Origin of the sequence: Viridibacillus sp. NPDC093762 (assembly GCF_050279675.1) — a bacterium.
Taxonomy (GTDB): domain Bacteria; phylum Bacillota; class Bacilli; order Bacillales_A; family Planococcaceae; genus Viridibacillus.
This window is the reverse complement of the sequence record NZ_JBNNUK010000005.1, coordinates 33,396-47,866: the sequence shown is the minus strand read 5'-3', so window position 1 is coordinate 47,866 and position 14,471 is coordinate 33,396. Positions and strand designations below refer to the sequence as shown.

Annotated in this window: 14 protein-coding genes and 1 other annotated feature (1 of these 15 only partly in view); of the genes, 3 read left to right on the top strand and 11 right to left on the bottom strand. The window is 33.9% G+C overall.

Annotated features, from left to right (window positions below):
• Positions 1-54, top strand: a binding site (T-box leader) (it extends 200 nt beyond the left edge of the window).
• A 48-nt stretch (positions 55-102) separates the two neighbouring features.
• Positions 103-1,746, top strand: a complete 1,644-nt coding sequence (metG, locus tag ACQKM9_RS08515) for a methionine--tRNA ligase (RefSeq protein WP_427733958.1) — start codon at positions 103-105, stop codon at positions 1,744-1,746.
• Positions 1,747-1,808: 62 nt separating this feature from the next.
• On the opposite strand, the gene ACQKM9_RS08510 is transcribed toward metG, so the two are convergent.
• From ACQKM9_RS08510 to ACQKM9_RS08495, 4 genes are all read right to left on the bottom strand, one after another.
• The gene (locus tag ACQKM9_RS08510) at positions 1,809-2,981 is read right to left on the bottom strand and encodes an endonuclease Q family protein (protein ID WP_427734132.1); all 1,173 of its coding nucleotides are present in this window, start codon (positions 2,979-2,981) and stop codon (positions 1,809-1,811) included.
• Positions 2,982-3,274: 293 nt separating this feature from the next.
• Positions 3,275-3,475, bottom strand: coding sequence for a cold shock protein CspC (gene cspC / locus ACQKM9_RS08505; protein ID WP_010331195.1), 201 nt, complete (start codon positions 3,473-3,475; stop codon positions 3,275-3,277).
• Positions 3,476-4,164: 689 nt separating this feature from the next.
• Positions 4,165-5,721: a Vga family ABC-F type ribosomal protection protein gene (locus ACQKM9_RS08500; protein ID WP_427733957.1), complete on the bottom strand. Its 1,557-nt coding sequence runs from the start codon at positions 5,719-5,721 to the stop codon at positions 4,165-4,167.
• Between the two features lie 301 nt (positions 5,722-6,022).
• On the bottom strand, positions 6,023-7,246 hold the full coding sequence (locus tag ACQKM9_RS08495) for a GNAT family N-acetyltransferase (RefSeq protein ID WP_427733956.1): 1,224 nt from the start codon (positions 7,244-7,246) through the stop codon (positions 6,023-6,025).
• 165 nt (positions 7,247-7,411) lie between these two features.
• Here ACQKM9_RS08495 and ACQKM9_RS08490 point away from each other — a divergent pair, with 165 nt between their 5' ends.
• Entirely contained in the window at positions 7,412-7,801 is a 390-nt protein-coding gene (locus tag ACQKM9_RS08490; RefSeq protein ID WP_427733955.1) for a hypothetical protein, read from the top strand.
• Positions 7,802-7,840: 39 nt separating this feature from the next.
• On the opposite strand, the gene ACQKM9_RS08485 is transcribed toward ACQKM9_RS08490, so the two are convergent.
• The 4 genes from ACQKM9_RS08485 to ACQKM9_RS08470 form a co-directional block, all read right to left on the bottom strand.
• Positions 7,841-8,584 carry a CPBP family intramembrane glutamic endopeptidase gene (locus tag ACQKM9_RS08485; protein ID WP_427733954.1) on the bottom strand — a complete coding sequence of 248 codons (744 nt, stop codon included), beginning with the start codon at positions 8,582-8,584 and terminating at the stop codon, positions 7,841-7,843.
• Positions 8,585-8,756: 172 nt separating this feature from the next.
• Positions 8,757-9,449 carry a hypothetical protein gene (locus tag ACQKM9_RS08480; protein ID WP_427733953.1) on the bottom strand — a complete coding sequence of 231 codons (693 nt, stop codon included), beginning with the start codon at positions 9,447-9,449 and terminating at the stop codon, positions 8,757-8,759.
• Positions 9,446-10,315, bottom strand: coding sequence for an ABC transporter ATP-binding protein (locus ACQKM9_RS08475; RefSeq protein WP_427733952.1), 870 nt, complete (start codon positions 10,313-10,315; stop codon positions 9,446-9,448). The genes ACQKM9_RS08480 and ACQKM9_RS08475 overlap by 4 nt, the downstream gene beginning before the upstream one ends.
• Before the next feature lie 2 nt (positions 10,316-10,317).
• Positions 10,318-10,683: a GntR family transcriptional regulator gene (locus tag ACQKM9_RS08470; protein WP_427733951.1), complete on the bottom strand. Its 366-nt coding sequence runs from the start codon at positions 10,681-10,683 to the stop codon at positions 10,318-10,320.
• 191 nt (positions 10,684-10,874) lie between these two features.
• On the opposite strand from ACQKM9_RS08470, the gene ACQKM9_RS08465 reads away from it, so the two are divergent.
• Positions 10,875-11,012 (top strand): putative immunity protein, encoded by a 138-nt coding sequence (locus tag ACQKM9_RS08465; RefSeq protein ID WP_427734131.1) that lies wholly within the window; start codon positions 10,875-10,877, stop codon positions 11,010-11,012.
• A 71-nt stretch (positions 11,013-11,083) separates the two neighbouring features.
• Here the strand turns inward: ACQKM9_RS08465 and ACQKM9_RS08460 are convergent, their stop codons facing one another.
• The 3 genes from ACQKM9_RS08460 to ACQKM9_RS08450 all read right to left on the bottom strand — a co-directional run bounded on the left by ACQKM9_RS08460 (position 11,084) and on the right by ACQKM9_RS08450 (position 14,467).
• Positions 11,084-11,884 (bottom strand): polysaccharide deacetylase family protein, encoded by an 801-nt coding sequence (locus ACQKM9_RS08460; protein ID WP_427733950.1) that lies wholly within the window; start codon positions 11,882-11,884, stop codon positions 11,084-11,086.
• A gap of 172 nt (positions 11,885-12,056) precedes the next feature.
• Positions 12,057-12,770, bottom strand: coding sequence for a hypothetical protein (locus ACQKM9_RS08455; RefSeq protein ID WP_427733949.1), 714 nt, complete (start codon positions 12,768-12,770; stop codon positions 12,057-12,059).
• 53 nt (positions 12,771-12,823) lie between these two features.
• Entirely contained in the window at positions 12,824-14,467 is a 1,644-nt protein-coding gene (locus tag ACQKM9_RS08450) for a GNAT family N-acetyltransferase (RefSeq protein WP_427733948.1), read from the bottom strand.
• Positions 14,468-14,471 lie beyond the last annotated feature (4 nt).

Below are 14,471 nucleotides of genomic sequence, written 5' to 3'. Positions count from 1 at the left end.
GCAAGCTGTTTGCAAACGAAGGTGGTAACACGGGTATATAATCTCGTCCTGATCAATTATTTTGATTAGGGCGAGTTTTTTTATTTTAGGAGGGATTTTTTAATGAATATTGTTATTGGTGGAGCATGGCCTTATGCGAACGGAGCATTACATTTAGGGCATATTGCGGCATTATTACCAGGAGATATTTTAGCTAGATATTATCGATTAAAGAAAGAAAACGTTCTTTATGTATCCGGTAGCGACTGTAACGGAACGCCAATTTCTATAAGAGCAAATCAAGAAGGTGTTACTGTAAAAGAAATTGCAGATCGATATCATGAAGAATTTACAACCTGTTTTAACAAACTGGGTTTTACTTACGATTTATATACGCGTACCGATGCTGTACACCACCATCAAGCTGTAAAAAATATCTTTTTGGAGCTACTAGATAACAGCTTTTTATATAAAAAAACAATTGAACAAACGTATTGCGAATACGACAAGCAGTTTTTGCCGGACCGTTTTGTCGAAGGAATCTGTCCAGTATGCGGTAGCAAGGCACGTGGGGATCAATGTGATCATTGCTCAACAATATTAGACCCACTCGATTTAATCGATAGACGATGTAAAATATGTGGCAATCAACCCATCGTGAAAGAAACCGAGCATTTTTACTTTGCATTTAGTAAGATGCAAAACGCATTAGAACACTATGTACAAAATGCAAAGGAACAAAAAGCATGGCGCCAAAATGCAATTGACTTATCCGAACGATACTTATCAGAAGGCGTACCTGATAGAGCCGTTACGAGAGATTTACCAAACGGAATCGATGTACCAATAGATGGTTTTGACGGTAAGAAAATATATGTTTGGATTGAAGCCGTGTCAGGATATTACACTGCTACTTTAGAATGGGCAAAACAGCATCAGAAAAACGTTCAAGATTTATGGAATAGCGACACAATCACTTATTACGTTCATGGGAAAGATAATATCCCTTTCCATACAATTATTTGGCCTGCTATTTTAATGGGATTAAATAGCCCTGCCCTCCCAACACATATTGTTTCAAATGAATACTTAACACTAGAGAAAAGAAAACTCTCCACTAGTCTAAACTGGGCGGTATGGGTACCATATATTATTGAAAAATACGATGCAGATACAATTCGATATTTCTTGACGATTAATGCACCAGAAAATCGAGACACAGACTTTTCTTGGCGCGAGTTTATTTATAGTCACAACAGCGAGCTCCTAGGTGCATATGGAAATTTCGTTAACAGGACATTTAAATTTATCGAAAAATCATTCGATAAACAAATTCCTAAAGGCATGCTGAATACTTCAATCAAACTTCAAACGCAAAAACTATATGATGAAGTAGCTATCGCGATTGAACAAGGGCATTTCAAAGCACCACTTGAAGAAATCTTTTCTTACATCCGCCAGGCCAATAAATACTTTGACGAACAACAACCATGGTTACAAGTAAAAGATGATGAAGTTGGTTGTGCGAATACACTTGCAACATGCGTCTATATCATTGCGAATTTATCACAATTACTAGAACCCTTTGTACCATTCTCAACAAAGAAAATTCGAGACATGCTTGGAATTAATGATGTCTCGTGGCATGAATTAGTGGAATTACCAACATCCATTCAATTTGTAGAGCCGTTGTTTGAACGATTAGACATTGCGCTAATCGATGAAGAATATCAACATCTCATCAGTCAAAGTAACGCAGGAAAATAAACAAAATAAGCTTGCGGCAAATGGCTAATCCATTCGTCGAAAGCTTTTCACACTGAAAATCATTAAGACTCTTCTTTTTGTACCTTACCATACTTACCTCCACCACCAACTTCTATTAACAACTCCCCTTTGCGTGATTGGTCAATATAACGAACTAATTTTTCTGGCACTACTGCTGCTAACTCTTGATAAGTTGCTTTTTGCAAAATATTCATTTCTGTCCCAACTGCAAGAAGTAAGCGTTCTAGTGATTTCGGTCCGAGTCCTGGTATGAAATCTAGCGGAACTTGATGAATATATGGCGGTCTAGGTCGTTCGCTCTCTTCACTTTCAGATAGCTCCTTAATTCTAGTGGCAACACCTTTAATGATATTATGTTTGTGACATACAGGGCATTCTGATAAGCCCTCATCTACTTTTGCAGCACAGCCACCACAAACCGTTTGATGGTATTTTCCAAGCAAAGGGTTTAAACCATAATTAGCAACAATAGCTCGTCCGTCTTTTTCTTGAAGCGCTTTTTGTAATTCAGTAAAACTTGCATGATCAAGTCTCATTTTTTGATATTCTCTTGCAATTTTACCGACAGAATGGGCATCTGAATTCGTTAAAAAGGTATATTGCTCTAACTCTTTTATACCTCTCACCATATACGTATCTGAGCTTAAACCAAGCTCAATTCCATCTATCATAGATGGATCAAATACCTCACTTAAACTAAATAATACACCTTTACCGTATAAGCTTTTAAAAGGAGTAAACACATGCGCAGGAATAAATAAACCTCCAAGTGAACGCACTTTCTTTTGAAGTGTAATACCATCACAATAAACACGTTGAGAACTTAAATTGATATTCTTCACATAGCCACTCATCCACATCGAAAAAATTTTCATAATTTCAATAGTTGGAAAATAAGCAAGGACGTGAATGGGTCCGTGGCAGTGCTCATCGTATATTTCAATTTCTGAACCAAGTATCAAGGTAGAGTTTCCGAACTGTAACCCTCCATCAGCAATTTCCACCATCTCTCCATCTTGTATCATCTCATCAATTTCTTCAATGACCTCTGGAGAATGACAATCTATAATGCCTATTAGGTCAATACCCTTTCGTTCACTCGCCGCTTCTAAAATACGTCGTAAATTTAACCTTTTGCTTCCTGTAATTTTTACAGGTCTACCACTTTTGGTACGACCAATATGAATATGTAAATCTGCGTAAAATTCCTTCACTTTTTTCAACACCCTCATAATTAAGTTTTCTTCAATTTGAAGTTGAAATAGTTCAATTGCAGAAGTTAAAGAATATAAAGCTTCACTATATTGCACTAATCATATGTTTCACTTTTCCTCAAAGTATTATACGTAAACGTGTTGAAGCAATTTGACATACTCTCATCATCGCAATATGAGTTTATGTGCTATCTAGTAAATGCACCATTGTTCGCCACACTATGGAAAATAAAAAAGACAATAAAAAAACCGACTCTCAAAAGAGAATCGGTTTTTTCTACAGCTAGTTCAAATTAAGCTTTTTGAACGTTAGCAGCTTGAGCGCCACGTGCGCCTTGCTCAACGTCAAAAGTAACTTTTTGACCTTCGTCTAAAGATTTGAATCCTTCACTTTGGATTGCTGAGAAGTGTACGAATACGTCATCTCCGTTTTCGCGTTCGATAAATCCAAATCCTTTTTCTGCGTTAAACCATTTTACTGTACCTTGTTCCATTATTGTTGCCTCCTAGTGTGATATCCACACATTGTATTACTATCCTTGTCCAAAGTGATGGTCCAGACGACAAGTCAAACTTATACTGCCCTTTGCACCGAACAAAAATAACTAACCTCATAATACCATGCACTTACGAGATATGCAAGTGTTGTAACGAATAAAAAACAAAAGAACAGAATTCCACATTACACTTTTTCTTTCAAATAGCTCAAAAACCTTATCAAATAGGGCTTTTCAATCAAATTCTATCTTTGATAATATTTTGAAAATTATTTAAATAATCTTTTTATTTTAAATAATTACCTTATATTTCATTTGATTAACATGAAGATCTTGCCCTTCTATTTAATGACGCCTAATTTGAAAACTTCTGCGAATTTATTTGGATCATCTTAAGTTCTTTCAATATTAGTATATCCATTTTTTATTTATTCAACCCCTTTTAACATTTATTCTATATATATAATTCGCTCATTCATTTCTGTTAGCGTTTTTTGTTGAACTTGTAGATTTTCACGTTCTATTTGCAACCGCTCATCCGCACTTCAGTTGTACTTTTCATTGTATAGATAAAGAACATCATTATAATAATCGCTAATATTACTGCCATGAAGACCACTAGAAAATTAGATATAAATAATAGAACCCCAAAAAGGAAGTCTTTCACCCTTTTTGAGGTTCTACTATTATAATTTACGTTTTTTTTCTATTAGTCGTTGAAATTCACTTTCAAGCTCCTTTGTAGGTTCTACACTAAGTCGCCCTAACACTTCAGAAATCTTTAAATTCAAGATTAATAACTCATTTTCCTTGTTATCAGGTGCTTTCGTTTTCTTTGTTTGCACACTTTCTTTTAAAGGCCCTTCAAAAAATTGAAGTTTACCCTTCTCAATTTTTAACTGTCGAGTAGAAATATTTTCTACAAAACGTCGATCATGAGATACGAAGATGATTGTTCCTTCGTATTCTTTTAAGAGCGATTCAAATGACTCGACTGCATCTATATCAAGGAAATTCGTCGGTTCATCTAATATCAACGTATTTACATCACTGACGAAAATTTTAGCAAGCGCTACTTTCACACGCTCACCGCCACTGAGCACCCCTACCTTTTTATATACATCATCCCTATAAAAATGAAGCCTTGCCAGTACGGTTCTAATAAATGTCTCATCTTGTACAGATAGTTCGCTGACATTTTCTAAAATAGATTTCTCAACATCTAACACGTTCAAGTTTTGACTGAAATAACCGACTTTCACTGCCGGTGAAATGGTCATACTTTTTCCTTGCCCAACGATTTTCTTTAGCAAAGTCGTTTTTCCACTACCATTATTCCCGGTAATAGCAACCTTATCTCCTCCCCGTATTTGAAAACTGCTTTTTTGCCAAAGCAATCGCTCTCCTACACGACCTTCAACATCTTCTACTCGTATTATAATTTTACCCTTCACCGTTTCAGCGTTTGGTAAATCCATTTTAATCGCAACCGGATTTTTTACTTTCTCCACCTTTTCTAATTGCTCTAATCTCATTTCAATTGCTTTGGCTGTTTTTTGTAATTTCTTTTGTTTTTTTGCAAAATACGGTTTTGTTTTGGATGCTTCCAATTTACTCACTGATTTCGGTGCTTTTGCTGCTCTTACTGCCTTCTTTTCTTTTAAAACTAAGGCTTCCTCTAACTGTTTTTTCTTAGTTGTATATTTTTCGTAAGATGCTTCTTGCTGTTTTTTCTCAATTTTCTTTTGCTCAACATAGTCTGAATAATTCCCTTTATATTCTTTTAATCCTCCGTCTTCCAGCTCCCAAATTTTCGTACAAACTGCATCTAGAAATGCACGGTCATGGGATACGATTAATAATGCGCCACCTCTTTTTAGTAACTCTCCTTCAAGCCATTCCACATGAAGCGTGTCTAAATGAGTTGTTGGTTCATCCGTTATTAGTAGACGGGCACTCTTCGCTAGTGCACCTTGTATATAAGCCTTTGTAACTTCCCCACCACTCTTTGCAGATGTCGATTCCTTTAACTGTGGTACAAGTTCTATCGTACTGTAAGCTTTCACATATCCGCTCTCGGGTTCTTTCAATCCTGCCAAAACTTCAAGCAATGTCGTTTTTCCAGAGCCATTTATACCGATTAAACCAATGCGATCATGGTCATTGATTTGTAACTTTCCTATATTAAAAACTTCTCTATCCTTAATTGAATACTGCAATTCATTTGCTTCTAATAACATCAAAAAAATCTCTCCCCTCATGTATCGGGACAAAAAAATGCCCCCTATTACATCAGAATAGGAGGCATGGGTGCACAGCAAAAAGAGACGTCTCTTTTTTGTCCAACACATGAATAACAATCCTATTCTGAAAACACTGGAATGAAGGCATTTTGAAAAAACAGAGTATTTCATCTGATTTAAAATACGATTCATTCTTAGCTTTCGAAAAAATAGGATTAGTACTTCATGTAATTGGGTCACCCTTTCGTTTTTAGTTATATTTATAATACAGAATTCCGCTCATATTGTCTATTCAAATTTACTAGAAATAATCGATAAAACTTGGTACCGCATTTGGCAAGATCACTTCAAGTAAGGCAACAGATGCAGTATCACCTTTTAACCTTTCTATACTATGCAAATACTTTGGACGCTTATACCCTAAGAACATTGTGACAAACGTTTGAATCGTCATTTGTACAGTATTTGCCTCAAGCTCATTACTTACCTTTTCGACCGTTACATCTCCTGATCGAACAGTAATTTCAAAGGTTCCATGATTCCATTCTAGAAGGGTGTCCGTTAAAGCTAAACGAATGTGGAAGTTCGATTCTACAAAAGGAAAACGCTCAAGAAACTTTTGGACATCAATAATTCTTGCCATGAAGTACGGAGAGACATTTTGCTTGATTTCACTATCTTCCATTAGGAAAGCTATCGCATCATTGCCAGAAGTTTTGCCATATACATGGTAAATCATCGAACGATGGGCATGTACAAAGTTCCATAGTGCTTTACGAGCAACTTCCTTCAAATATACAAGCTCATCAATATAAAAATCCTCTTCCATAATCCGATAGAACATATATCCAAGAGCTAAACCGTCATCATCATAATACACGGCAGCTTGTAGTTTCGTATCACTACCTTCAAATTTCTCTTCCCAATACGATTCTTGGAATTTCTCATTCCAAGCTATTGCATTTCGTTTCATCGCACCATGCGTATTCCGAGCATACCTGTTATATACATCACGAAGATCCGAAAAGTCATCCTTCATACGTCTTACTTGTCCGGGAATATTTCTATAAAAAGGTAGTTGCGTATCTTTCACTTGATATTCCAGAATATCGCTCATAATTTCAAATCCTTTTTTGCGATAATAAGGAATTGAATACGGGAATAGATAGGCTATATAGCGCTCTTCTTTACGCATCCTTTTCATACTCTCAACCATTAGTGTATGCATTAAACCATGGCTTGAATATTCCGGATAAGTGCCAACTGCTGTCATGCCACTCATATCATATATCGTTCCATGAATATTCACTTGAAAAGGCAAATTTAAAACTTGTGCGACAAGTTGCTCTCGGTCAAACCAACCAAGTGCTAGTCCCTCATCAAACTGTTTACTTTTTGCATTTACAAATAATCGGTCCTTATTGATAGATAAGGAAATTTGAAACACATAGTTTAGTAATTCAATCGACTGACCTATCTCGGATTGTGGAATTTCCCGCATTACTAATTCTTTGGATCTCCCCATTTTAGTGCCCCCTTATCTCTCTAATTCTTATTAAAAATATAACCAAGTTTTCTTCATTTTGTACTAATTTTCATATTATAATATGTAAAACTAGGAAAATCCCTTGAAGGAGGAATTTTTTAAAAATTGAAACAGATTATCTTTCTTTTTCTCTTTACTTGTTTAATGATTTTACCGAAGCATTCCTCTGCTACTACATGGGCATTTTCATTCGTTTCTTGGAATGGCTATGTTTATGAAGTAACTGATGAACCTGTCACTGATATAGACAAAGAAATTGGACATGTCACGAGTTATTCAGATATGGAACCACTTGGTGGGAACTTTTCAAATACTTATGAAAAAGGAACTATGTACTTCTCCATTAAAGGAATTAGTACATCGCAAGCAATTGCTGTTCAAGTAAAGGATGAACTGTATTTGAAGGCAGTCATGAGGCATGAACAACAGTCCACTATACTCAACACGTTACAGAACAAACTCTTTTTCCCTATCTCTGCTGGTCTTATTGTTTTGATATTGATGGCCATCATTATTATAAAACGCTTCAAATAAAAATGCCAAGAGCTACAATTTGTAGTCTTGGCATTTCATTTATTTAGCTAAAGATCCTAAAGGTACTGAAGAATATGTTTTCCCATTGTTCTTTACTCGTTTCCATAGGAAAATTGAATATACTAATAATACGAAAAAGATGATATATGCTGATGTGATTGAACTTTCGACATTTCCCATAAAGTTAAAAAAGTTATTAAAGCCGTGGAACATCATCGTAATGATAATCGACTGCCCATCCATTACAAGCAATGCTAACACTAATCCTACAACAAGTGCATACAAAATTTGAATAATCGTATCTTCAACTGATTGACCACCTAATAACTGTAATGAGTGCGTCACGCCGAAAAGAATACTTGAAATCCAAACTGCCAAAAAAGTGCCTTTTGCCGATAAAATTCGAAGCATCATCCCTCTGAAAACTGTCTCTTCGATGAACGCGACGATTACAAACTGCATGATAAACATAGCGACAAGGTTAGGAACAGATTTGAAATTTAAGCCGTTGGTGCTAAATAGAATGATACATAATACAAGAATTAGCGGTACATAAAGCAATAGATTTTCTTTATTAAGATGAACCTTTACAAAGAAATATTGACGCCATTTCTTTTTATAAGCTATATATAGGAAAAGAATGATTGCAAATGGAACTAGCATAATAAATTGTAAATATGGGCTAGTAGGTTCTGTAATCGTTACAAAGGCGCCATTTACCGCATAAAAGACCATCAAAAGAAGTTCCAAACCAATAATCTTAAAGACAATTTTTTTGTTCACTCAGCTATTCCCCTTCTAGGCTAAATTTCTTGAATCCTTTCATCTTATGAAAGTTAATTATTAGAGTATACATCTCTCAGACAAAGCTATGATACTTTACCAGATTCACCTTAACGGAATATTCAAACTATTTAAATTGCATTTTTTCTTTAATAGAGCGTTTAGTAATCAACTATTCTCTTTTCAAATCCACTTTATTTAATAACAAATACGTACAAGCCCATAAGATGATGGAAACAATCAATAACCAGCCAAAAGAAGCAAGAGCTTGTTGTTCATATACTTCTAGGAAAAAGTCAAATAAGTTGGAGCGAATAAAAGGTAATGATGCAGATAATACAATTACTACTGAGACGCTAATAGGACCAACTAATCCCCATTTATAATACAATGCACCACTCAGCAAAGCTGCACTACTAACTAATACACCTATACAAAAATCAACCCAAATATTAGTAACAATTAATGAGTGATTCGTAAAAATGCTACTCCAATTAAAGAGGTTAAAGTGTTGGATACTAAATGAAGTTTTCAATTGATTTACAATGACTAGAATGATGATATTGATTAGCACCATTACAATGACATTTTGAATACGGCTCAAAATACTTGCTTTTATAAATTCGCTCCGTGTTAAACCAAAGTGAATGCAATAATTAAAGTGTTTTCGCATTAAAACATAACTGGATATTGCTAGAAAAATGTAAATGGCTACATTGTTCGTAAACTGCGTTGTAAAGTTATTGACGGTTACTGTGAGAATAAGGCTAAGTGTTAGAAATAATAATAAGAATCCCCAGAAGATACTTTGTGTTTTTATGTTTCTTACTTCCAAAATCTTTTTAGCTGTAAGTACCCGATTCATAGAATTTGTTCCCCTTTCTCAGTTACATGAACAATAATGTCTTGCATATTCAACGCATTTTTCTTACAGTTTGGTGGCACTTCATTTTGTATATGTGATTGATCGAAGACGATGATTTCTCCATTCCCCATAAAATGTTTTTCTTCCAAAATAGTAAACCCATTCTTTATTTTCTCAAGTTCTTTTGTCGGTCCTGTAATCGTATAGACCTTCTCTTTCAGCTCATCCGTTTGGATATTTAAAAGCAATTTCCCTTTATTAATAATGTAAACTTTTTGAAATAAGGAACTTACTTCATCAATTAAGTGCGTTGAAAAAATAATCGTACGAGGAACCTCCATATAATCATTCAGAAGAAATTTATAAAATTTCTTTCGTGCATTCGCATCCATACCGATATAGGGCTCATCGAAAATTGTAATTTCGCATCTACTTGAAATACCTACCGTTACTCCAACCGCGGATTCCATTCCTTTAGATAATTCCTTAATTTTCTTTGTGCTATCTAAATCGAAAAGAGTTAGAAGTGATGTTGCAATCTCATTATTCCAGTTCGGATAGAAGTTTTTACTTAGTTTCAATAACTCAGAGATTTTCATATCTGGAGGAAAATTATTTCCTTCCTGAATAAAACAAACTTTACTTAGCACCTTTTGGTTATTAAATGGTTTTTGTTCATTTACATATACTTGACCAGAAGTCGAAGCCCACTCTCCTGCGATAATTTTCATTAGTGATGTTTTCCCAGAACCGTTTTTACCTAGAAATCCAACAATTTGATTTTCTTCAAATTCAAAATTTAGATTATCTAAAATCATATGATCTTTTATTTTCTTAGAAACATTTTCTATCTGAACAACAGTCATGTTTATTCCTCCTGATTATCAATTAGTTTCTTAATTTCATCAACCGAAATCCCTAGACGATTCGCTTCTTCTAATAATGGCTTTAAGAAAACATGGGTGAATTCATTTTTTCTTTGTTGTAAAATCCTCCCTGTTGCTCCTTCATTTACAAACATACCTATTCCCCTTTTTTTATATAAAATCTCATCTTCAACTAGTATATTTAACCCTTTCCTCGCGGTCGCTGGGTTTATCTGATAAAATTCCGCGATTTCATTTGTGGAAGGTACTTGTTGCCCCTCAAGTATATTGTTATTCAATATTTCATTTGAAATAATTTCTGCCACTTGTTGAAAAATTGGTACTTCACTGTTTACATCTAATTTCAAAGTATCTCCCCCCTCTTGTGAGTTAAATTTAGTTAGTTAGTTGGTTAGTTACTTGCGTAACTAACTATATAACGTTATGAAATAAATGTCAACAAATAAATTTTATGTAAATAAATAATTTTTAATCGGCTAACAACAAAGTCAATTACACAATTAGTAAGCTGTATAAAATGGTTGAACTGAGGTACTGAATCGTTGTACTTTATGCTGCACCTCTAGTAGCCACTGATAATGCCGCTATTGCATCAGCTCGAGCAGCCGGACAAGCTGTATCCACAGCTCACTTGTTTGGGCATGCGATTCACACGGTTTTAGATATAACAGTTTAGGTTATGTATAAGGTGAAGTTGACTACAAATAAAAAAAGTCCGAAAAGAAATTGCCTGTTCTCTCCGAACTTTTAATTTATCTTATTCAAATTGATCAATTCTACCATATCTCTCATATGCATGCTTTGAAAATTATATTTCCTCTTTAAATAGTCCACATGCTGTAATATTTCCTCAAGAAACTGAAGATTTTTTTCGGTGTTCTTTCCAAAATTATGTGGATGCCACCATAAATGATAATATTCATTATTTTTGGCGGCTACCGTTAAGCTATTTTTAATGCGTTGTAATCGAAGTCGCTCTAATATTCTAAATTTATTGCTATATGGTCTTAAAAAACGGCTAGATGGTACATTGGTTATCGGGTGCACTCTTACTTTCTCTAACTTATAGCTATGATGACCCGTAATATTTATATAATGATCAGCTAATCGAAGCATTCGCTTTATAGTTGTATTCATTTCTTTAATATATGGGCCGTATATCCAGCTAGCTTCGTTCCCTCGATAAGCAGTGATGTCATATTCAGCACATAGCTTTAAATACTCTAAATTCACTTGATTTCTTGGAAATACTAAAGATGAAATCCCTTCATTCAAATTAACCATTGCCTGCAAATCCTTTTCAAAATGTTCGATTCGCTGCCCTTCTTCTAGGCAGTAGTAATGCGAGAAAGTATGCGAACCAATTTCTTGGTTTGGTATTTCTCTAATCATATTAATAAGCGAATTTCCATAATGATATAAATCCGCTTGTTCATCTTCACCGACATTCGGTAGGTTATGTTTTGCTGATAAAACTTCATTTTCATATGGAACTTCTATACTTTCTAAGCAAGTTAAAAGTTCCTTTTTGTTTTTACAATGCAGCATCCCAACTATAGCCCATGTAGCATGAATATCATACTTCTGAAATAACTGTAGTATTTTAGGGATTGCTATACGTGCTCCTAAAATATTTTCCCCGTAATTTTCAATAGTAAAAACATCATGTACGCCCCAATTCAGTTCAAAATCTAATGAAATAATAAGAGCCCCCAGTTCTTCATCCTTTCCTCATTTTTTTTGCACGTAGCCAAAGTATTAACTGACCCAATTTTGAATTTGCTACATAGCCCGAGTAAACATAAGCTATTTCCCCACCAAACTCCATCTTGAAACTACGAATATTTGGATTCGTTGTTAGTCCACCCATATCAAAAATTGTATGGTTTCTTGATTTAAAATATAATATATTTCTCCAAATCAAATATCTATTCGCTTCACTTAATAATCTTTTTTCTTCAGTTTTTTCTTTCATCCGAAAATGAGAGGCAGAATATAAACAAAAAGCTATATTACCGTCCGAGATATACACTCGATAACAAAGCACTTCTTTTTCTTCATTCAAAACTTTTGTAATGACAAGTGCATTTTTGTCTTTTAAAATATTCATCGTATTTACATGAAAGGAATTACAAGAGTAAGTGTTTGCATAAGTAGTAAATTGATTATAAAACTCTTGAAATGCTCGAATATCTGCAATTGATGGTTTTTCAAGAACTTCTATATGAAAATGATGGTCTGCTGCTTTTTTTATTTGCTTTCTATTAGTACGATGCAAATTCTGAAATAATTCATTTTCACTTTTCGTTAAATCAATATAAACTGTTTCAAACTGCTGTAATTGCTTTTTAGGAACTAGAGAATGAGAAAAGCCTTCAATATCTGTTAATTTTTCAGTTAAAACATTCTCTTTCAAAAAATAATAACTATTCATTTTTATATTTAAAAATTTTCTCTCTAATAGAATAATAAAAGGCACCTTCTCTTTTAAATTTCTACTTCTTTTTTTACTTTTTTCTTCCCTAAAACTCTTAAGTAAGAAAGCCTTTCAGTGATTTCAAATTCATTTGATTGGAGTAATTGAACTCTTTTTTTATCACGCTTATTTACATGTACAAAAATGAATTTTGGACGATATTTAGCCTGAACAAAAGAAAGAATTTGCTTTAAGTTTTCATTTTCCCAATCTCTAATATAAATGCTTTTTTTCTTTAAGTTTACAACGACTTCAATATCGTCTAGTCTAATGACATTTTCATTTACCCAAAATACTTTATTGACGTCAGTTGAGTAATAACCTTTATATCCGTTATATATTTTTTGAAGTATTTCTTTTCTATCATTCTTCATTGAAAGAGCCATTTCAAGCGTTATTTGTTCAAAATGACTATTTAATCTCATTTCATTAACTGTCATCTTTGCTATTAAATATTGCTTTTGCTCATAAACAAAAGGTTGCAGTCTATTCTTCCAAATATCTTTCCAGAAACGAAATTTCTCCTTATTTCGAAAATAATATTTCAACTTACCAATTGTGTTTCGGCGAAAAATAACAATAGAATAGTGTTTTCTAATCTTAGAAAACACCTTTTCTTTTAGCCAAAGAAAATTCCGAAACATACTAGCCCTAAACGTATTTGTAGAGAAAACTGTTTTTCTCGTATAATCAAAATTTGTATTCCATTCCAACTTATACGGTTCATATCCGATGCTCATATCGAGTTTATGAAATCCATCGTCTATGTTTCGTTTAATCTTCTCTTTTACTAAAATTCTACCAGGACCGTATACATCAAAATCTGAATCATGTCCTAATACATATCCTAAATACCTTCCTCTACATGCAAAACCATACGTAAAAGCGACCATTTCATTTTGTAATGTTAATGTAGATAAGCGTACACTCAATTTCCCATCATTCTGTTCAGCTAAGTATTTAAAGAAAGCTTGTTTTCGATTACTAGAAAACCCACTCGTATCATTTTTCTTTTCCCATCGCTTTTGATGCACCTTAAATACTTGATCCATCTCCGTCGCAGATGAAATTTGTAGTTGAACATCGCCAAGTGCCCTCAACCTTTTTTCCCTTCGATCTAATCCATGTAACTTATGACGAGGTTTCATGTACTCTTCATACGAAATATTATCCAAATCAATATAAGGAGTGACAATACGAGAATATCGTTCCTTCATATTTCTAGCTTTCAAATAATTCGAAAGTTTACTATGTGTTTCTACACTTTCTAATAATCCATGTAGATAAAAAACTACGCTCTTTTTCCTCTTTATTAAAGCATCAAATACAAACATGATGACTCGGTCTATATCTCTTTTCCTTGCAATAATATCCATATAATTCGCATCCCCAAGTGCTAAAAAATGAAGAATATATCCATACCAAGTTTTTTCTGATTGAAATGGAAAGAATGCAATCATACGATTATTTTCTTTTACTGCATATATTTCTACTTTTTCTTCCTTCCCTAAGAATCTCCACCAATTATAAACAAATTCATATTCGATAAATGGATTCGTATTATCATTTTCTTCTAAAATAGCAGACCATTCTTTCTCATATCTCCCCAAGTCCATATACGTAGTAATCTGAATGAGCTCCAAATTATCCTCCATTCGG

Coding starts and splice junctions, on each gene's coding strand:
- metG (WP_427733958.1), top strand. CDS start 103: ATGAATATTGTTATTGGTGGAGCATGGCCTTATGCGAACGGAGCATTA.
- ACQKM9_RS08460 (WP_427733950.1), bottom strand. CDS start 11,884: ATGCTGCATTGTAAAAACAAAAAGGAACTTTTAACTTGCTTAGAAAGT.
- ACQKM9_RS08480 (WP_427733953.1), bottom strand. CDS start 9,449: ATGAATCGGGTACTTACAGCTAAAAAGATTTTGGAAGTAAGAAACATA.
- ACQKM9_RS08490 (WP_427733955.1), top strand. CDS start 7,412: ATGATTTTACCGAAGCATTCCTCTGCTACTACATGGGCATTTTCATTC.
- cspC (WP_010331195.1), bottom strand. CDS start 3,475: ATGGAACAAGGTACAGTAAAATGGTTTAACGCAGAAAAAGGATTTGGA.
- ACQKM9_RS08455 (WP_427733949.1), bottom strand. CDS start 12,770: ATGAATAGTTATTATTTTTTGAAAGAGAATGTTTTAACTGAAAAATTA.
- ACQKM9_RS08475 (WP_427733952.1), bottom strand. CDS start 10,315: ATGACTGTTGTTCAGATAGAAAATGTTTCTAAGAAAATAAAAGATCAT.
- ACQKM9_RS08495 (WP_427733956.1), bottom strand. CDS start 7,246: ATGGGGAGATCCAAAGAATTAGTAATGCGGGAAATTCCACAATCCGAG.
- ACQKM9_RS08450 (WP_427733948.1), bottom strand. CDS start 14,467: ATGGAGGATAATTTGGAGCTCATTCAGATTACTACGTATATGGACTTG.